At 37.5% G+C, this 20,559-nt stretch carries 13 protein-coding genes and 1 tRNA gene; 6 read left to right on the top strand and 8 right to left on the bottom strand.

Annotated elements, in window-relative coordinates:
• A partial coding sequence (locus DB41_RS02740) for an IS66 family transposase (RefSeq protein ID WP_155117548.1) occupies positions 1–785 on the top strand: 785 nt, incomplete at its 5' end.
• A 405-nt stretch (positions 786–1,190) separates the two neighbouring features.
• On the opposite strand, the gene DB41_RS02735 is transcribed toward DB41_RS02740, so the two are convergent.
• The 3 genes from DB41_RS02735 to DB41_RS02725 all read right to left on the bottom strand — a co-directional run bounded on the left by DB41_RS02735 (position 1,191) and on the right by DB41_RS02725 (position 9,403).
• Positions 1,191–4,718 carry a tetratricopeptide repeat protein gene (locus DB41_RS02735; RefSeq protein WP_039384001.1) on the bottom strand — a complete coding sequence of 1,176 codons (3,528 nt, stop codon included), beginning with the start codon at positions 4,716–4,718 and terminating at the stop codon, positions 1,191–1,193.
• Between the two features lie 996 nt (positions 4,719–5,714).
• Positions 5,715–7,427 carry a lipopolysaccharide assembly protein LapB gene (locus DB41_RS02730; RefSeq protein ID WP_255350900.1) on the bottom strand — a complete coding sequence of 571 codons (1,713 nt, stop codon included), beginning with the start codon at positions 7,425–7,427 and terminating at the stop codon, positions 5,715–5,717.
• The gene (locus DB41_RS02725; RefSeq protein WP_039383997.1) at positions 7,412–9,403 is read right to left on the bottom strand and encodes an F-box-like domain-containing protein; all 1,992 of its coding nucleotides are present in this window, start codon (positions 9,401–9,403) and stop codon (positions 7,412–7,414) included. The genes DB41_RS02730 and DB41_RS02725 overlap by 16 nt, the downstream gene beginning before the upstream one ends.
• 410 nt (positions 9,404–9,813) lie before the next feature.
• Here DB41_RS02725 and DB41_RS02720 point away from each other — a divergent pair.
• The 3 genes from DB41_RS02720 (at position 9,814) to DB41_RS02710 (ending at position 13,223) form a co-directional block, all read left to right on the top strand.
• A tRNA-His gene (locus DB41_RS02720) sits at positions 9,814–9,887 on the top strand.
• A gap of 25 nt (positions 9,888–9,912) precedes the next feature.
• Positions 9,913–10,707, top strand: coding sequence for an undecaprenyl-diphosphate phosphatase (locus tag DB41_RS02715; RefSeq protein WP_039384009.1), 795 nt, complete (start codon positions 9,913–9,915; stop codon positions 10,705–10,707).
• Between the two features lie 8 nt (positions 10,708–10,715).
• Positions 10,716–13,223 (top strand): DNA translocase FtsK, encoded by a 2,508-nt coding sequence (locus DB41_RS02710; protein WP_052243820.1) that lies wholly within the window; start codon positions 10,716–10,718, stop codon positions 13,221–13,223.
• 107 nt (positions 13,224–13,330) lie between these two features.
• Here the strand turns inward: DB41_RS02710 and DB41_RS02705 are convergent, their stop codons facing one another.
• Positions 13,331–13,717 carry a hypothetical protein gene (locus DB41_RS02705; RefSeq protein WP_039383996.1) on the bottom strand — a complete coding sequence of 129 codons (387 nt, stop codon included), beginning with the start codon at positions 13,715–13,717 and terminating at the stop codon, positions 13,331–13,333.
• A gap of 169 nt (positions 13,718–13,886) precedes the next feature.
• Between DB41_RS02705 and DB41_RS02700 the strand changes: the two genes are divergently transcribed.
• On the top strand, positions 13,887–14,660 hold the full coding sequence (locus DB41_RS02700; RefSeq protein WP_039383994.1) for an MBL fold metallo-hydrolase: 774 nt from the start codon (positions 13,887–13,889) through the stop codon (positions 14,658–14,660).
• Between the two features lie 166 nt (positions 14,661–14,826).
• Here the strand turns inward: DB41_RS02700 and DB41_RS02695 are convergent, their stop codons facing one another.
• On the bottom strand, positions 14,827–15,618 hold the full coding sequence (locus DB41_RS02695) for an SDR family NAD(P)-dependent oxidoreductase (protein WP_039383992.1): 792 nt from the start codon (positions 15,616–15,618) through the stop codon (positions 14,827–14,829).
• Between the two features lie 88 nt (positions 15,619–15,706).
• Here DB41_RS02695 and DB41_RS02690 point away from each other — a divergent pair, with 88 nt between their 5' ends.
• Positions 15,707–16,039: a multidrug efflux SMR transporter gene (locus DB41_RS02690; RefSeq protein ID WP_039383991.1), complete on the top strand. Its 333-nt coding sequence runs from the start codon at positions 15,707–15,709 to the stop codon at positions 16,037–16,039.
• 676 nt (positions 16,040–16,715) lie between these two features.
• On the opposite strand, the gene DB41_RS02685 is transcribed toward DB41_RS02690, so the two are convergent.
• From DB41_RS02685 to DB41_RS02675, 3 genes are all read right to left on the bottom strand, one after another.
• Positions 16,716–17,732 carry a hypothetical protein gene (locus DB41_RS02685; protein ID WP_039383989.1) on the bottom strand — a complete coding sequence of 339 codons (1,017 nt, stop codon included), beginning with the start codon at positions 17,730–17,732 and terminating at the stop codon, positions 16,716–16,718.
• Between the two features lie 73 nt (positions 17,733–17,805).
• Positions 17,806–19,755, bottom strand: a complete 1,950-nt coding sequence (locus DB41_RS02680) for a hypothetical protein (RefSeq protein ID WP_039383987.1) — start codon at positions 19,753–19,755, stop codon at positions 17,806–17,808.
• Positions 19,756–19,785: 30 nt separating this feature from the next.
• Entirely contained in the window at positions 19,786–20,556 is a 771-nt protein-coding gene (locus DB41_RS02675) for a hypothetical protein (protein ID WP_155117547.1), read from the bottom strand.
• Positions 20,557–20,559 lie beyond the last annotated feature (3 nt).

The following is a 20,559-nucleotide window of genomic DNA, read 5'->3' as shown; positions in this document are numbered from 1 at the left end:
CTACACGCGTTTTACACTTTGATGAGACAGGCATCCGCTGTGAAAAAAAACTATCATGGGTGCATGTAGCCTCTTCACCAAGGGCTACTTTATACACCCTACATGCTAAGCGCGGGCAGCAAGCCATGGATGAGGCAAACATTTTACCTCAATTTAAAGGGATAGCCATCCATGACCATTGGTTTCCTTACTTTTCTTATAAACAAATGCGGCATGGATTATGCAACGCCCATCACTGGCGAGAATTGACGTTTATGCATGAAGAAAAGCAGGAAGAGTGGGCCAAACAGATGAAGGAGCTCCTGATTTTTGCCAAGCAAGAAGTAGAAAAACATGTAGAACAAGGGGCCCTGCCTTTAAAGGTTTTACAGCATATCGAGCAGGCCTATACACAGAGGATTACTGATGGGCTTACCTATCATTTAAGCTTACCTCCTTTGCCTAAAGGTAGAAGAGGTAAGCAAAAGCAACGGGAGGGTAAAAATCTCCTAGACCGTCTAAAAGAAAAACGAGAAAGTGTGCTGCGTTTCATGTATGACTTTGCCGTGCCCTTTACCAACAATCAAGGCGAACAAGATATACGTATGGTTAAGCTAAAGCAAAAGATATCCGGTTGTTTTCGTAAACCTACAGGAGGGCAAATTTTTTGCCGCATCCGCAGCTACATTTCTACGGCACGCAAACAAGGCTGGAATGTCTGGGATGCATTGGCAGATGCCATCCGAGGCAGCCCTCGTCTATTAGCCATAGATCGACAGGCCAACTTGCAAGAAGCCATTACCTAACTTCTATTTTATTCAAACACTCCTGAATAAAAAGGGGGTATCTGAACTGTTACTTTTTTACTTAATTTTTAATGAAAAGTTAAATAGGTATTTAGCATTATTTATAGTTTCTTGAAACAACTTTTTAGCCTGCTAGGCTGAAAAGCAGCTTTAGCACCAGCCCTTTCTTTTTCTAAGCTAGCTAGCTCTCTCGCAGCCCTAATCATTCGGACATGATTAATCAAATTCAAATACACTCTCTCTTTTAAATCGGACTAAACACAAGGCAAGCATTTGATAGCTTAGTAATTTTAAAAGCTCGTCGTTAGCTCCAACTCAAAAGAGCATGGATAGCTGATTTTCTTTCTCGTTAAGTTATTATCATAGCAGCACCTTTTACACAAAGTCATATTCTTATTCTCCAAGTCAACTCAACGCTTTCCTTCCTGTTGACTTATCCTGCCTCTTAAGAAGTGTGGTTGTTTTCACCTCAGACGTTGGAAAAAGTGACTTGAGTTTTTGTAGGTTACCGTTAATGGTTGCTACCTCAGGATGATGAATGCCATATATAACAATGCCACTTCGAAGAGCTTGCTTAGTATAATTAAGCGCTTTTCCTAGCTTCCCTTGCTCTTGATAAACCATTCCCAGGTCCTCACAATCTCTTATTACGAGAGGGTGGTTTTCACTAAAAAGTTTAATATTAATTTTAAGTGCTTTCTTGATATATTTACCGGCGTGCCTCAATTTTCCTTGCTTTCGATAGATAAGCCCTAAATTTTTATAATCTGCAGCTACATGGGGATGGTATTCACCGTACTGCTGAATATTAATCTGAAGTTCCTGATGGATATACTTAGCTGCTTTTCCGAATTCTCCATGAGATTGATAAATTTGCCCTAAATGATGGCAGGGCTTTGCTGCCTTTAAATGATTTGCACCATATACTTTAAGGAAGACACCTAGTGCTTGAGTGAATGACTTAGCAGCTTGCTTAACATTGCCTTTTTCTTGATAAATCGTTCCAAGATTATGGTGAACTCTTGCTACGCTGGGATGATAATTGCCAAAAAGCTCGATACGGATTTTCAATGCTTTTTTGGCATTCTCTATGGCCTGCTCAAAATCTCCTTGTTTTTGAAAGATCGTTCCAAGATGATTGTAACTTGTGGCTACATTAGGGTGGGTCTCTCCGAATAATTTAATATTTATTTTAAGGGCTTTGCGGATCAATTTAAAAGCCTCTTTTAAATGACCTTGGCTTTGATAAATACTTCCTAAGTTATTATAACGAGTAGCTATTTTTATATGATTTTTTCCTAATAATTTGAGATCGGTTTTTAAAGCTTGCTTCAAGTACTTAGCTGCCTGCTCACAATCCTTCTGTGCATGATACATCAGTCCTATAATATTATAATTCTTGCTCATATTAGGGTGATGCTCTCCATACAGCTTGAGGTCTATATCAAACGCAAGCTTGATGAGCTTTACTCCTTTTGCTAAATCTCCCTGCTCTTGGTAGATCCGCCCCAGGTTGCTAAAGTATATAGCTAGGCTAGAATGACTTTTTCCGTAAAGCCTGAAGCCTATCTCGAGCGCTTGCTTGGCATACTTAGCTGCCTTTTCCAAGTTACCTTCTTCTAGATAGATGCATCCTAAATTATTATAACAATTTGCTACCTTTATGTTATTTTTGCCATATAGCTTAATAGTAATTTTAAGGGCTAGCTTTACATAGTTAGCTGCTTTTCCAAATTTTCCCTGGTTTTGATAGAAAACTCCTAAATTATTATAATCTCTTGCCACTAGCAGGCTATCTTTCCCCTCAAGCTTGAGGTCTATTTCAAGTGCTTGATAGATATGCTCAATCGCCTGCTCTAAATTTCCTTGGATTTCATCAATTATTCCCAAAGTATTTAATAGATCAGAATTTTCTGAAGTTTCTTTTCTTGCTAAGCTATACCAATTTTTAGCTTCCTCATGTTGGAAAAACCTTAGAGCTATATCTCCCTGCATTTGAGGAGAGCTTTCATCTACAATTGAAAATTTTAATCTATCCTCCCCCCCTAATAAAAACTCTTTCATAGCCTGATAGAAGGGAATAAAAACATGATAGATTTTCTTTATCTTTGCTAATGTTTCCCCATCTAAGCCAAGCTGCTTTTGAACAAGGGTAGATTCGTCAATATCAAAAACCTTAATGAGAGGATTCATCATTTCCTGTTGGGCTTGATAATAGGAATAGGTTTTAAGGCGCATTAGTAACGCTGTAAGCATCCACTCTTTTAACTTTTCAGCAGCTCCCTGATTCAAGACCCCTCGCTTGCTTAATTGATCGATCCTGCTATACGTATCCACGGCTGCCACTCTATTAAAAAGCGCTAGCCTATCTAAAGCTAGATGAAGGAAACGATAAAGGTCATGTTTGGTGTTGAAAAGCATGCCCTGACACTCTAGTTCTCCTATTCGTGGTTCGAAAATCATCATGTCCTCTTCAACCAGATGATGCTTAGCTAAGTATTGACGAAGAGTAAGGCTTTTTTGATAACAAGTCTCCAGGTTTTCTTGTAATTCTTGTTTATATTGTTCCGTTAATTTAAAAGCACCTAACAGATGAGTGTAGGTCACAAGCTCCAGGGGAAGATGAGGTTCTTGCTGATGCCACCAATGGCCTTCTTCATCTTTAGCTATATATTGCGCCATCTTTTCAGGAGTCTGAATAAGCTCAAATGTTTGACGATTGCCATAAGGGGTTTTGCAGCCTTTTCCTGCTACTCCTGCCCCATCAAAGGCAAAACCTCTTGGAGTTATGCTATCAAAAAAATCTATAGCTTTTAAGCAAGGAATATCTAAAGCAGGCAGGATAGTTTCCCCTAAATTAATCACCTTCAAGTGAATTAAAGTTGTTAGACGCTTAAAATAATCCCTATTTGTTAAGGTATCATCTTTTATAAGAATACCAAACTCTAAATCGGAATAAAGAGTCATTTCTTCTCTAGCTAAGGAGCCAAATCCTATCATGGCATACTCACAAGGCTCAGCTCCTAAGGTGTCAATGCTCTGCTTTACAAGAATCTTGAAGAAAGCTTTTACCTGTTGAGAGATCTCACCATACAGCTCTCTGACCACCTGAGGAGCCGGGTTTTCAGGTAAAGATTGGATTTGTTTCTCTATTTTACTTCTTAAATTCTTTAATTTTTGCCGGTTGGCTTCAAATTGATTTCTTAGTAAATTATAGTCTAAAGTTTTTTCCTCATACAACTGGCTAAGTAGGTTTTGAATTTTAGCAAGCTTTTCTTTAAGAAGCTCCAGCCTCTCGGGGGAAGAAAGATGCATAGCATAATTGTAAAGCCCTGCGGCTTGAAGAAGCGTTTCGGGAATTTTTTTAGCCAAATAGACATCCCCTAATTTTTCTGCGTAAAAGCTTTGCTGGATAGAATCCTTTTCTTGAGCAGCACCTTTTAATGTTAGCGCGTAAGCATTTTCAGCTTCTTCTATTTTATCTTTCGATAAAAAACCCTCTTTTTTTAAGCATTTTTCTTTGATATAGATGAGAGGGGCAAAAGGAAGGGAAATATTTATATTAATTGCTGTAGGGCGAAAAGCTAAGATGTTAGCCTGGGGATGATCGGAAACCTCATTCTCAAGAAGGCTGATAGAAGATTGCTCTTCAATGCCCTCTCCCTTTATCGCTTGGAAATAAAGCTCTTTCTGTGTGCTAGGCTCTTGAGTAAGCTGCTTCCACTGCTTACAAGTAAGACTTGCTAGACACCAATCTTGCAATTTTAATTCTGCAAAGGTTTTTAATCCAATCTTTGCGTATTCGATCCTGTTTAAGGAAGGAGAGATAAAATTTTTTTGGCTCTCCTTGCATGTGGATGTCGAAGGGAAATTAAGATCTAGATTTACTGCACCCATAAGCTTACCTGCTTGCCATTTATTTTTAGCATTCAATTTTCCTTCTAATACAATGTGTAAGCTTATTTATTATCTATATGCGGACCTTTTAATTGATCTATCTAAAACCCTAGCAAGCTAGATGCAGGGAAAGCTTTTCATCCTTTTGCTATTTTCTCCCTCTAATTGGGATTTGGCTAAATTTTCTATACCATCAATTTATTGATTGTTTCAACTACCCATTCATTTTTTAAGTAAAATAGCTTTCCTGGCCATTTGCTCGGTTTTATTTCACTTATACCCGGCAGGAAAAAATTTATACATCAACAGCCTATTTCATAAACATTCAACATTTTATTCTTTATTTGCTAGGAAAGAAAATTGTGAATCCTCTCCTATTTTATCTAAATCATACTGCACATGGATCATTAAAGATTTCATCTAGCGGATGGGCTCGCATGGGTAGCTGCATTTAGATAAATTATTGACAACCTTGTTGCCTATGCTGATAGGAGGATAAGGCTAGACTTGACTGTCACAAAAATAACTTCATCACGGTATAGGCAAAAAAAATAGAAGGATACCTAAAAATGTTTTAAGACAAGAGAATATAATAGCTTGTGTGCCACTACGGCTCTCTCCATATGTTCTCAAAAAAAATGCCATTTTTTAAAAAGCTAAAGCTTAAAATATCTTTTAGGACGGATTAGCCAATCGCAATCTAATGATTATCCTACCTTGCTTTTTAGGCCAAACCGATAATTATAGGGGTGAAAACTCAGCATTCTTTTAAGACACACCTTTCTCTTTCTTTTCGCCTAATGACATTCGCAAAATTTAATCTTGTTTGAAAGTCTACAAGACCCTAGATAGATATTCATTTATAGACTCATCCACCTCTACAAAGCTTACACTGCATTAAAAAAGATAATGATTCTTCCTTCAAAAAAAGGATGTTTAAACCAAACCACAGAAGAGAAAAATTTAAGGATTATTCTTTTATGATTAATTATATAAGAAGTTGATTAAAAAAAATTATTTATACTACTAAAACTAGTGAAAATTTGAGATAAATTCTCTCAAATTATGATAAAATACTTTTATTATTAAGGAATGGTTGCCATAGACTTTAAGAGGGCTTTCTAGTGCTTTCATAGCATATTTAGTGGGCTCGTCTATCGTTTTTAAAATAGAGGTAAATTTATTATAAAGTCTAGCGATATTGGGATGGTTTTTCTCCAATAGGTGCTGGTTGATTTTAAGCGCTTTGTTGACATACTTAACCGCCTGCTCCAAATTTCCTTGCATTTGATAGAGCTGTCCTAAGTTTTCATACTCTACAGCACTCAGTAAATGCTTTTTGCCGCGGAGCTTAAGATTATTTTTAAGAGATTGCTTTTTACAAGCAATCGCCTTTTCTAGCTTGCCTTGACTATGGTAGATTGATGCAAGGTTATTATAACATATTGCTTGCGGAGCATAGTCATGAGCTTTATCAGAACTTTTGATGTGAAATTTAAGCATTTTTTTGGCGTATTTAGCTGCCTGCTTTAAATCCCCTTGTGCTTGATAAATCTTTTGCAAATGTTCGTAAACTTCTTGTACATAGGGATGATTTTGTCCATAAAGCTCTAAGTTAATTTGAAGCGCTTGCTTCATACAATCGGCCGCCAGTTCTAATTTGCTTTGACATAGATAGATAATCCCCAGATTTTTATAGAAAGTTGCTAGCTGAAAGTGTTTTTTACCAAAGCAGTTAAGACTAATATTGAGTGCTTTCCTAGTATATCTAGCCGCTTTTCTTAACCTTCCTTGTAATTGATAGATTTGTGCCAGGTTGTTAAAACGGATGGCTACCTTATGATAATCTTTACCATATAGCTTAAGATCAACGTCTAGTGCTTGCCTGGCATATTCAACGGCTTTTTCTAACTTTCGTTGGCTAAAATAGATCGTACCCAGATTGCTGTAATGGCTGGCTATCCTAGGATGAATTTTGCCAAAGAACTTAAGATCTATAGCAAGCGCTCGATTCATATATTCAGCCGCCTGTTCCAAATCTCCCTGAGCCTTACAGATCGTCCCAAGATTATCGTAGCGAATTGCCATTTTGGGATGATTTTCACCAAAAAGCTTAAGATCAAGGGCGAGCGCCTGCTCGGCACAATAAATCGCCTGAGTTAATTTTCCATTGGCGTTATACATGCGTGCCAAATTATTGTAACGAATTGCCAGGTGAGGATGATCAATCCCGGAAACCTTAAGATCAATCTCAAGCGCTTTCTTTACACATTTAATAGCTAATTTAAGATTTCCCTGAGATTCAAAGATATTGCCTAGATTGCTATAGCGAATAGCTATGAGTGGATGATTTTCTTCCACCATTCTATAGCCAATGGTGAGGGCCTGATTAGCATATCCCGCAGCCTTTTCTAAATTCCCTTGGTCAAGATAGACCATTCCTAGGTTATTGTAACTTCTTGCTATATGATAAAGATTTTTTTTATTCTGTTTAAGAGCAGTATTGAGTGCCCTCGTGTTAATCTCAATCGCCTTCTCTAAATTTCCTTGAGCGTAGTAAATCGTAGCGAGAGTATTCCACACTTCCACGTCTCCTGGGCTGACTTGTATGGCTAATTCATAATACTTTTTTGCTTCTTCATACTGCAAAAGCCTTAAAGCTATAAGGCCCTGTGTGTGAAGCGCACTATTATCTAAACCAGAAGATTTAAGAACTTCCTCATTGCCAGCTAAAAACTCTTGAATAACCTTGTAGAAAGGAATAAATATACCATAAATTTTTTTATTTTTTCTAAGGTTTTATGATCCAGTGCCAAACATTTTTGAACGATTTCAGGCTCGTCAAAACCAAACGGCTTGATTAGAGGATTCATACTATCCTTTTGAGCTTGATAATAAGAATAGGTTTTAAGACGCATAAACAGTGCTATACCCATCCATTCTTTTAACTTTTTAGCTGCCTCGCCTGTTAGAATTTCTTGCTGATTTAGCTGATCAATTCTAGCAAAAGTATCTGAAGGAGCCACGTTTAGAAGAAGAGCCAGTCGATCTATAGCCAAATGGGGAAAGCGATAAAAGTCATTTTTAGCTTTAAAAAGCATCCCTTGTTTTTCTAACATGTCTACTCCAGGATCAAAATTTTTCATATCCTGTTGTACTAAATGGTGCTTAGCTAGATGCTGGCGAAGGGTAAAGTTCTCTTGGTAGGGAGTTTCTAATATTTCTTGAACTTTTTGGCTATAACGCCTGGTTAGTTCAGGATTGCCTAATAGGTGAGTGAAAGTTAAAAGTTCCATGGGAAGATGCGGCTCTTGATCATGCCACCATCTACCCTCCTCATTTTTAGCGATATATTGCGCCATCTTTTCTGGGGTGTTAATAAGCTCAAATGTATGGCGGTTTCCAAAAGGAGTTTTACACCCCTTTCCTTCCACTCCTTCACCATCAAAGCAAAAACCTCGAGGAGTCTTAGCATCAAAAAAGCCTATCGCTTTTAAACAGGAAATATTTAAAGCAGGTAGGATAGTTTCTCCTAGATTGATAACTTGTAGGTGAAGGAGAAACGTAAGAGATTTAAAATATTTTCTAGTTGTAGGAGTGTTTTCTTGCACAAGAATGCCAAATTCTAGATCGGAGTAAGGCGTCATCTCTTCTCTAGCTAAAGAACCAAACCCTATCATCGCAAACTCGCAGGGCTTAGCTCCTAAAGCCTCTATCGATTGATTTACCAGATTGCTAAAAAATTCCTTTACGCTTCGAGTAATCTCGCGATAGAGCTCTCTGACCTCTTCAGCAGAAGGGTCTCCAGAGAAAGCTTGTATTTTCTTCTCTATATTATCTCTAAGACCTTTCAATAATTTGCGGTTTTTCATGAAATATGTTTGTCTCGTCTCAAGATCTGAAGATTTACTATTACAGATCTTAATAAGTAAAGTTTCAGCTTGGGATAACTTTTTTCTAGTCATTTCACAGCTTTCTAAAGAAGAAGAACAAGATAAAACGTAATTATAAAGCCCTGCTGCTTGAAGAAGTGCTTCTGCTGTGCCTTTTTCCACATAAATATCACCCAGCTTTTCTATACAAAAGATTTCCTGCATACAGTCTTTGTCATAAACAGCCAGTTTTAAAGCTAGCGTATAAAATTCTTCTAATTCTTTTATTCTCTCTTTGGATAAACGCTCATTTGTGTAATCCATAGGAGGAGTAATTTGTCCTAGGTAGTTATTAAGTTTTCGAAGGTAGGCCTGTAATTTGTCAGTTGGGTAATTTTGCAAAAATTTGATCTTGTCGATGTTGGTTTGTTTAAAAATTTGAGTATAGCTTTGAGTATTAAAAATACCCTGTATTTTTTCATCATTTAAACCATCCACAGAGAAGAGCAGGCTTTCTAAAGTTTCTGAGGATAGAGAAACTAGAAGCTTAAAAGGATTAAAAACTTCATTCTTATGGCTAGCCCTAATTTCCTGGTTTTTACCGTCAGGCCTAGCAATAGAGCTTTTTGGATAAAGTTTTTTCCATAAAGAAGCTTCTTGAAGGAGTTGTTTCCATTCTTTACATACAACTCTTAATCGACATACATCTTGCTCTTTCAATTCTTTAAAGATTCTTAAGCCAATCTTCCTATATATGGCTGAATATCCTGAAGAATAAGCTAACTCTTCTTCTATTTTTCTAAAGACAGGAAATATAAAACGAGGCCTATGTATGCTTTCTATATTCATAAGTTTTATTATTTTTTATAATTAAATCCTATTTACAAATACACGATCGTTTATTAATTAATATAAAATAACATATATATAATAATTCTAAAAGAATTTAAATAAAAAACAGAGAGAGAAATTAAGAATAATTTAATGCTATTATTTTTAGATGATATAGGCAAACTGTTAATCTATAAAGATACGTAAGATTGTGCTTTTAAACCTTTAAAAGAAAAAAATGAAAGAAGCAGAGTTTTTAATTTCTTAGAGCTATGATCGATGTCTGCTTTCTTTTTAGGACCCCTAAAGGAAGAGACCTTAAAAGTTGGTGCTATCACTAGCTATATCTTAACATTTTCCTTAAAAAATATGGAAAAACCTGTTGACCTAAATAGCTATTTTAAGTTAAATAACTTGTTTGTTATGCGGCGATCGTAGCTCAGTTGGTTAGAGCGTTGGATTGTGGTTCCAAATGTCGCGGGTTCGAATCCCGTCGATCGCCCTTTTTTACAAGTCAAACAGCTGCTGTGTCAACAATTGAAGCAATTTTCTTAGGATTCATTCAAGGTATTACCGAATTTTTACCTGTCAGCTCTTCTGGGCACCTGATTTTGGCTCAATACCTGCTAGGTATGAATAATTTCAAAGATCTCATTACTTTTGATCTTATATGTCATTTGGGGACGTTATTAGCTCTCTTTATTGCCTTTTTCAAAAAGATTAAAACACTTTTAACTAGTGAAAAAAAAGTGTTATACTTTCTTTTTATTGCCTTGCTGCCGCTTTTTCCTTTGGTATTTTTTCTTCAGTTCATTAAGGCTTTTTTTGATCACATTGAGTATTTAGGCTATTTTTTTCTTTTTACGGCTGCTCTTATGTATTTAGGAGTTTGCTTGAGTAAAAAAACTTCTTCTGTTACAGAAATGTCGAAGCATACTTGGAAAGAGGCTTTAATGATTGGTTTTTTTCAAGCGATGGCTGTGTTCCCGGGAATTTCCCGAAGTGGAGCTACTATTTCGGCAGCACGCTTGTTAGGTTGGAACTATGAACATGCGATCACTTTTTCCTTTCTTTTAGCTATCCCCACACTTATGGCTAGCATTATAGTTGAATTAGGCCAGCTAATTTTAAAAAGAGACAACTATAGCTTACCCGCTATCTCTTGGGTACAGTATTTAGCAGGCTTTTTCTTTTCCTTCCTATTCGGAATAATTGCTTTGCATTATCTTCAAAAGCTAGCATCTAAACGCCTATTTATGTATTTTATAGGGTATTGCCTGTTGGTAGGCATGGTAACAACTCTATTTTTTAGAAACTTATAAGGGATCTTATGGCTAAAAAGAAAGCAGCAAAGGCAGCTTCTGAAAAAGCCCCTCCAATGCCTATGCATAGCAGCATTTATGGAGTCGTTGCTCTTGCTTCTACGTTTTTAATATTTTTAAGTTTGGTAAGCTTTGCTTACAATGAACGCACACATCATTGGGTGGGGTTATTAGGCTATAGCATCGGTATGGTTTTTCATGGAATTTTTGGACTATCAAGCTACATTATATGTGGCTTTTGCACATGGGCAGGTTGGAGGCTTCTTATAGATAAACCTATCCGCCATATCGGTAGTAAACTCTTTTTTACTTTCTTGTTAATCCTTTCCTTTAGCATGATTTTAAACGTCGTCGAAGATCTTTACCCTTTGTTAGGCAATACTCTCAGTCAGTTTTTTTATCCTAATTTATGGTTAAAGCGTCAGCGTTATCATCTGGGTGGTGCTCCTTTATTTTACCTCTATAAAGATTTACCTATCTTTAATCTCTATCGGTTTATAGGGGTCTCAGGCGTGATGGTTCTGTTCACCAGTACTTTACTAGCCAGCCTATTTTTTATTTTTAAGATTATGCCTCAAAATTTAATCTTAAATATCTTACGCCTTTTTTCTAAAGTTAAAGCTAAGCTATCCAAAAATAGTTCAAATGCTTTGAGTGCTTTAGCTCCATTAGAAAAAAAAGAAGTAAAAGTGGAAGTTGAAGCTAAAAAAGATAGCGATTTCATGCGCTATGTTAAATTACGTATTCCTGGCTTTTTGGCAGGCACGCATTCAGATAATACCTCTATAGCGCAGGATCGCCCTCCTTCCTCAGAATTGTTAGCTATACGTCCAGAAATTAATTTGACTACACGTCCTTCTGTTTCTCGTAAAGAAAAAAATGAAGATCAACTTTCTTTTCAATTACCAGCGCAGCCTTTGCAAACGCCTCCTCCTGCCGTGAAAAAGAAAGAATTGGCAAATGAACAACTAGATAAAAGAGAAGCAGCCCTTAAGGCACAACGGGTGCATAATGGTGATTTTTCCGCTTATAATCTCCCCTCTTTTAATTTATTAACCAACCCAAAGAAATTTGACCAAACTTCTTTAAAGAAAGACTTAAAAAAGCAGGCTGAAGTATTAGAAGAAACATTGTTAAGCTTTGGCATTGAAGCTAAAGTGGGTCAAATTAATTGCGGACCTACCATCACCTCGTTCGAGGTTCATCCCGCTATAGGTGTTAAAGTTCAACGTATAAAAACATTAGAGAATGATATTGCTCTTAATATGGAAGCCAGATCAATTAGGATCATTGCTCCCATTCCTGGCAAAGCTGCTGTAGGCATCGAAGTGCCTAACCCCTCTCCTCAAGAAGTCAGCTTTAAAGATATGTTAACCACCTATCAACAGGGTACAAAGAAGTTTCACATTCCTATCCTTCTTGGTAAAGCTGTTAATGGAGACTACGTAATGAGTGATCTTGCCAAGATGCCTCATTGCATTATCGCAGGCGCTACCGGTTCAGGTAAATCTGTTTGTATTAATACGATTGTCATGTCCATTGTGCTAAATGCTAGACCCGATGAGATTAAGCTTGTCATGGTGGATCCTAAGAAAGTAGAGCTAACCCCCTATACTCGTCTTCCTCACATGTTAGCGCCAGTGATTACCGAGCCCCATGGTGCTTGCGCTGCGCTGCGCTGGATGGTAAAAGAAATGGAAAAACGCTACGAAATCTTGAAACAAACCGGTGTAAGAAACATTGAAAGCTTTAATAACCGTGTCATCAATAAAGACTTGGAAGATTCTTTAAACATCGAAGTTCCTGAAAAGATGCCTTATATTGTAGGAATTATCGATGAGCTCGCTGACTTAATGATGGTTGCTAGTAGTGACATTGAAACACCGATTGCTCGTATTGCTCAGATGGCACGAGCCATTGGTATTCATCTTGTCCTAGCCACCCAACGTCCCTCTCGAGAAGTGATTACGGGATTAATAAAAGCTAATTTTCCTACACGAATTTCCTTTAAGGTGGCTAGCCGCATCAATAGTCAAATTATTCTGGATGAGACAGGCGCTGAGAGCTTATTAGGAAATGGAGATATGCTTTTTCTTCCTCCAGGTACTTCCCATTTAGTAAGAGCCCAAGGGGCCTTTATACGGGATGAAGATATCCACAGCGTTGTTAAATATATCTGCGATCAAGCCCCTCCTCATTATGTCATTGAGTCCTTTGATACCATCGGCTCCATCTCCATTGAAGATTCCGGTGGGTCACTAGCTTCTACGGATGCGCCCCAAGATGCCTTATATGACCAGGCACTAGATATTGTGCTCAGTACAGGCAACGCCTCCACCACTTTTCTGCAACGCAAGCTAAAAATTGGATACGCCCGTGCCGCTAGCCTAATGGACCAACTCGAATCCCAAGGGGTTGTAAGCCCTGCAGAAGGAAGCAAGCCGAGGAAGATCTTAGCAGCTAAGCAAGGCATACAAACATCTGAGGATTTATTAGAGGAGGAAGAAAATTTTTAAATATTCAAATAAAAAATTTTCTTCTTACCCCCTAACTTCCTTGCAAAGAGCCAAGGATTAAACTTCTATAGCTGCATTAGCTTAATTATGCTTTGGATTTTTTTAGCTTATTCCTCGTCAGTATTTTCATGTCGACGATGAGGAAGTCCTGTCTCAAGCATTTCTAGATCGCTCTTAGCATAGTCCTCCATAAAATTCCCCTCCGTGATATTTTCCACAAAAACAGCATTTAAATGCTGGAAATAACGCAGTTTTTTTGCTATGCGATCACCTATTTTAGCTAAAACTTCTTCTTGGCCCTCTTTTTCAGAAGCTTCAAAGCTTCCTTCCAAACCATTTAATTGTTCTACCAAAAGTTCTTGCTTTTGTTGTAAAGGAGTAACTGCTTCTTCAGAAAATTCCTCCATCGATAAATCTTTTAAACCTTCGGCATTGCTCACTAGCTGATCTAATACATTTTCCATTTTTTCTAAAACTTGAACGGCTGTTTCCATGAGGTCTCCTCTTTATAATGTATGCATAGTTCTATGTATAATATTTGGTATTTTAATTAAACATTATGTTTTTTTTGAGACTAACCTCTTCATATTTAGCCTTAAAAAACTTGCCTAAGGAAATGGTTATATGATAAAACGTTCCTCATATTGATTAGGTATGTTACAAATGATTGGTTTCTGTCCTCTAGCTTCAGGCTCGAAAGGCAACTGTGTTTACTTGGGAACGCCGCAACTTAAGCTGCTTATTGATGCAGGCTTAAGTGCAAGAGCCACCAAAGAAAAACTTGCCGAAATAGGAGTAGACTTCCGGGAGTTAGATGCTATTTTAATTACCCACGAACATAGTGATCATATTCAAGGCCTTAAAGTCTTAGCCTTAAAAATGGGCATTCCTGTGTTTGCCAATCATGAAACGGCCAAAGGAATTGTCGAGCAATTACATGAATGTCCTAAGTTTAAAATATTTTCCACAGGAGAAAGCTTTGAATTTGGCGACCTTGAAATTCATCCTTTTAATATTCAACACGATACCCTAGATCCTGTAGCATTTACTCTAAAGCTGGATGGATTAAAGCTTGGATTTTGTACAGATTTAGGATTTGTCTCCACGTTAGTTCTTCATCAATTGCAAGCTTGCGATTACCTTTATGTGGAGGCTAATCATCAACCTTCTATGGTCCATGCCAGTTCACGGCCTATGGTGTATAAACAACGCGTTTTAAGCAGAAACGGTCACCTTTCTAATGAAGCCTGTGCTGAGCTATTAAGCAAGATTGCCCATCCTAATTTAAAACATGTCTACCTTGCCCATCTTTCTAGCGAATGCAATACGCCTGAAACAGCCCTTGGCGTGGTTAAAGATAAACTTCAAAGTTATGGGATTACTTTAGAGATGTGCGTAGCTCCCCAAGCTATGGTTAGCCAACCGATCTATTTTTAATTTTCATTCCCATCTCATAAATAATTTTTTAATAAAATTTTTAAATTATCCTTATTTTTATAAAAAACTAAAAAAGCATCATGAAAGCTATGGGAAAGAGAGTTTAGCTTTTTTCATCAGCACCCTATCCTTTTGATAGCTACAGCTTAAAAAATTGCTTCTTCCCCTAACTCTTTGCTTTTCTTTCTCCTCGATAGATAAGCGATACTGAAGCTTGATGAGTAGGATAAACCACCACATCAGCTAAATTGACATGAGGAGGGCGCGTAGCCATAAAAAGGACAATCTCGGCCACATCTTCCGCTGTCAAAGATTGGATGTTTTCATAAACAGCATGGGCTTTATCCTTATCACCAGCAAACCTAACTAAGCTAAATTCTGTCTCAGCCATCCCAGGAGAAATCATAGAAACACGAAGAGGAGTATTCACCAGCTCTTTCCTTAATGTATCCGTAATAGCTTTAACAGCAAATTTAGTGGCACAATAAATCCCTCCTCCAGGATAGGTATCATGGCTGGAAATACTGCCCACATTGATGATATGCCCAGCATTTTTCTTAACCATGTGAGGAATAATCTGAGCACTAACATTGAGTAATCCCTTAACATTTATATCAATCATCTCATTCCAATCCTGTGTAGGCGTCTCCCATACTTTATTTAACCCTCTTACCATGCCAGCATTGTTAATCAAAAGATCGGGCACTATAGAATCTTTTGCCAACAGACCCAATTTTTCTACCACCGCTTTTTCATCCGAGACATCCAATTCTATAGATAAAATTTCCACCCCGTATTTTTCTTGCAAAGAACTTTCAAGAGCTTGCAAGCGATCCTTACGCCTAGCAATGTTGATTAAGCTAGCTCCTTCACGTGCAAAGGCTTCAGCAAAAGCTGCTCCAAATCCTGAACTTGCCCCGGTAATCATAACTGTCTGGTTTTTAAAATCTTGTTTCATCGCGTTCCTTATGAATGGCAAATTTATTATTGAGCGCCATTTACTTTTATATCGTATTTGATTTATCGTACCCCTAAACGGGGTCTTTATGGAAGCATATCTTTATCTTTTAATGGCCATAGCCGGCGAAGTTGTAGGGACCAGTGCATTAAAAGCCTCTTACGGGATGACTAAGCTCTTTCCTTCACTAGTAGTATTAGTGGGCTATGGGCTTACTTTTTGGTCCCTCTCCATTGCTCTCAAAACCTTACCTGTAGGCGTAGTATATGCCATCTGGTCGGGACTAGGGATTGTAAGCATTATTTTGATTGGGGTTTATTTTTTTAATGAAGCCTTTTCCCTGATGCATTTATTAGGGACAGCTCTTATCTTAGCTGGAGTCGCAGTATTAATGTTGTTCACTGGCCCTGTCAGCGAATAAACTTAAAAAGCTATCAATCTTTCAATATTAAATAGAAAGATAGCCTAAGCTCCAATGCTAATAGACTTACAGCAAATTTAATAGAATGCAAAGTTCAATGCATAACGCTTGTCAACATGAAGCCAATTTAGAAGACGAAAGTGGCATGCAGCTCCAAATTATTCCACCGTTTGCTAAAGGAAGTGGAATCATTAAAGTCATCTAGTTGAAGGCTAGGCAAGTTTAAGCATTAAGCAATAAATCCTTGTTTAGTGAAGGCGATGGGTTGTAGAGCGTAGACTCGCTTGGGTAAATTGGTCAAAATAAACTTAGGTGAAAAGCGACAACTTTTAGAAAGAAAGTGTTGATAAGCCTTGAGGAAGGGCCAGAAGACCAAGAAAAATAAATAAATAAATGGGCTTGGATAATAGTAAAGCGTATATATGACAGTTTTACTTTGAGAAAACATACCTGCAAACATTTCCGGATAGTAAGGGACTAACTACCGAAATAAGTGAAAACTGGCAGTCTTAATCCACCTGCCAGTTAGTCCTTGTCTGTCAGTTCAAGCACTGCGTGGAACACATTTAAGGCTTTTATCCTTCACAGACATGCTCCTATCCTCTTTTGAAAAAAAAGTACTACCCGCCTGTAGCCTGTCAATAGCCTTAGCCGGGCGCTTGCTTAACAAAAAAAACTAGCTACCTGTATCGGCTTCCTCTTTTCTTCTTACAGAAATTTTATTTTCACTAAATACATCTTGCAGTTCTCTAACTTTAAATCCAATAGGATATCCACTTAAAGGATCTTCTAGTAGTACTTGTTTCCATTGTGCATATACATTCCACATATTTATATCTTCCGCATCTTTACCAGGTCGAGGAATAGCTCCTTGACTAATATAGGAAATCATAGAGACCTTGGACATTAAGGATTCAGACTCTTTACCCCCTTCCTTATCACCCTGTCCGCTTCCTGATATATATTTTCCGCAACCTAAAAAGACCGCTCCTAAGACAGCCTCAGTTAACACATAATATTGCTCGGCCTGTTCTATTAATGCATTGCTAATTGTTGCCTTTCTTCTAATAGCAACAGGATCCATAACTCGGACACGAGGCAGGGTAATAAAAGAGCCTACTAAATAGATTTGGCTTTCTGTCTCTAGCATATTTTCTATGCTACTCGTTACAGTCCCTAGCATACTAGAGGAGAGAAGACTGGATGGAGCATCTTGAGAAAACAGTTGAGAAACAAACATCTCTATCTTTTTATGCAAATCTGTACCTGTAGTATCTGTCTTTCTAAAAACAAGATGCGACATTTTTTCTGAAAAGAAAGAACGTTCGTCAACAATTTTGACTTTGGAATAATGGGGATCAATAGGAAGCATTTCTTCAGTAGAAAAGAAGTTTCGTGACTCATACAGCTTGCTTATATTGCTGCATACCTCACTATAGTCTTTCTTAATTTTATTTATCTTAGCGTTTAAAATGTTTAACCTTGTTTGTTTCTCATTTTTAACAGTTTCTGTATCAGAGGGAGAATTTGTCACCTCAACTTTTTCGATATTTGCCCTCTCAAGCTCTTCTTCTAAGTTTAAACGGACTTTATTCTTCAGAGGTAATAAAAAATCACTTTTCTTAATAATACTTCCCAGTGCATAGCCTAAGTGCATAGGCAGTACATCTCTTTGACTTATGATAGCACTCATATAGGGCTCCCTTAGTTTTTAAAATTTTAAGTGGATTTAATGCGGCCAAGTTGGCCGCCAGAAAGATTAAAATCTATTTAGCTTGTGTAGGTTTCTGTAAGACCTGGCCCTCATGTTGCTTTCCTTTTGCATCTATTTCAGGTTTCTGCGCTGCTTGGCTTACGCTTGGCTTGCTTTGCTCTGCCTCCTTAAAGGAAGAGTTGAGTTCCTCTAACATCCCTTCAATTTCTTTTTGGGTTAATATCTGATAGTTAAATCCAATAGGTATTCCACAGTCACGATCAGTGGTCATTTGGGTAACAAAATTCTCGTAAGCTTCCATTACACTCTGTGTAGAATGAACATTTTGTTTCTCTTTTGAGGAAGTTAAGCCGCGATAAGTATTCATCACTGCGACCTGTGCATTTTCCATTTTCATCCGTCGCTGTAAGACAGCTATGGCTTTTTCTTTTTCCTTGCCAGTAGCCATTATTTCTGCATCTTCTTCATCTTTTTTGCTCAGTTCAAATTTCGAAGGATTGAGATCCACATGTTTCATAATCTCCCGTTCCACCATCTCCCCTGCAAAAACAGGCATAGCACCTTGTGAAATAATTTCGATAGATACCTTTGTGCCTACTATGCTTCTTAATATATCATTTTCTGTTTGGATTCCATATTGGATGGCATTGGAACTGCCTAGCGATATTCCCCAATCTACGAAATTTCCTCCACCTTTTGCTGCAGTATTGATGCTATGCTCATGGATATTTTCATTCAACTTCCTATTCATTTTTGATTCATTTGAGAAAGTCACAAGGGCGGTGAATGAGCCACCTAATACCGCTTGTGTTAATAAATAAATTTCCTTAGTACCATCCGCTCTCTGGGAAATTCCATATTTCTTAAGCTCATCATTATTGTTTCTATTCATAGCATTCAGAAGAGCTTGCAACTTTCTTTTACTATACTGCAGATCAGTAAAACAGCGGACATGTCGACTGGTAGCGACAGCGTTGATCACTAATACCCCTTCAGCTATACCTTCCCTTTTGATTTGAGCCAAGCGTTCTGAAGTTGCACTAGCCCCAGAAAGAGAAGCGCTACCACCCAACATCAACCATCCTCCATTCGCTGAGATGCTGCTAGCAATAGAGCTATGAGCAATTCTATCATGAATCTCAGAAAGTTCTTGCTCCATATTAATATATTGAGAACTATAGTGAAGGCTGTCAAAGCCTCGCGGTTGAACTTCTATTTGAGATCTAGCCATATCAATAGGTGATAAATCAAGTGTTTGATAAAAATTCTCAAAAGCAGGTATCTCGCCACCTTTTCTCTCTGCTAGTTTTTTACTTAGTGTATCTATAAGATTTTTTGCCGCCGTTATTTGTTCTTCCCAACAGTCATTAAGAGCCTTTGTAACTTCATCTCGACCTTTTACCTCCTTTCTAGATTTGATTTTAGCATCTAACATGTCAATTCTTTGTTCAGCAGACTTGATTTGTTCTATAATAGTTTCCTCGTTTGCCATTTTTTGCGCATACTCTTCCATTTTTATCAAAGTCTCACCCCTAACGACGGAGCCTAAAGCAAGGCCCGGTTGGAAGGGGATCTTTCCGTTCCCTCCTCCCTTGCCACTAATATGGGCTGATACATGCGTATATTTTCCTTCTACACTTTTTTCTGCAATTAAGTGTGTATTTTCAAAAAAGCGCTTAATTTGGCTAACATCCTTTTGAACAGTTATTTCTGCTGGCATGCCTTTTAAGAGAAGAGGCAAGCTTTTACTTACAACATTGCCTTGAACATCTAAAAAATGAATAATAGCAGACAGGCCAGTCTGCTTATTGTATAATACCTCGATTTTCTTATCATTCAGCAAAGATTTATACGTGTTAACACACACGCCGTTAGAATTAACTAAAGAAGCCGGGCCAATATTGGTAATGATACTAGCTGTGGAAGGCGTAATATTGTTAGGTCCATAAAAAACGAAAATGGCTGTCTTGTTAGTTGATGCATTAAAATTAATAATTTTCATACTTCATCCTCCTAAATTTTTGCATTTTATTTACTGAGCAAGTTTTAGATCTTCGCAGCATTGTTTTTCTAATTCTTTAATATTTTCATCATAAATTTTTATAAACTTTTGACATGCCTCTGCCACTTCGTTTCTCTGGTTGCTTCTCTCTGTTCCAGTAGGCTGGCCGACAACAAGCCCTGAAAAATCTCTTAAAAGTTTAGCGGTCTCTTTGTGAGTTTGAATGATGATGGCAAGGTTCCTTTTTCTTTTTTCGGTCGCTTGAAGTTTCTCTTCTTCTGCTTTTTTTTCCCCTTCGGTAATCTTTATGTCAACTTCTATCTTTTTTAAATTTATTAAATTTTTTAAATTTTGGATCGCATCTTGTAGCTCCTTTTTTCCCTCGCAATTTGAATCTTTATTTTCTAAGTCAGATAAATTTTCAGATAAATCTTTTAACTTTTTCATGTCCAGGGGCGTATTTATTAGCTCCTTTTTTTCCTGGCAACTTGGAATCTTTTCTATATCCCATGAAACATTGGAAGAGTATTTGCTAATATACTTGTCTAGGAGTTGCTCTGGAGAGAGAGATTGCCATTTAACGAGGTAATTTATCATTTGTTTGAGGGCAAACAATGGAACTGTTGTGTTTAGCTGATGTTCTATTTCCCCTTCAAGCTCTTTTAAACGCTTCTTTTTTGTTTCGATTTCATTTTTTGAAGATTGAATAGATGCAGGAAGGCTTTGCAAGTAGGGCGTAAAGATATGGTGAGTCCAAATATCGGTGGACATTTTGACATATTTATCAAATTTTATCTGCATGTC

The organism is Neochlamydia sp. TUME1 (genome assembly GCF_000813645.1).
In the GTDB taxonomy this organism is placed as follows: domain Bacteria; phylum Chlamydiota; class Chlamydiia; order Chlamydiales; family Parachlamydiaceae; genus Neochlamydia.
The sequence above is the reverse complement of the archived record's forward strand: the minus strand, read 5'-3'. Positions and strand labels throughout refer to the sequence as shown.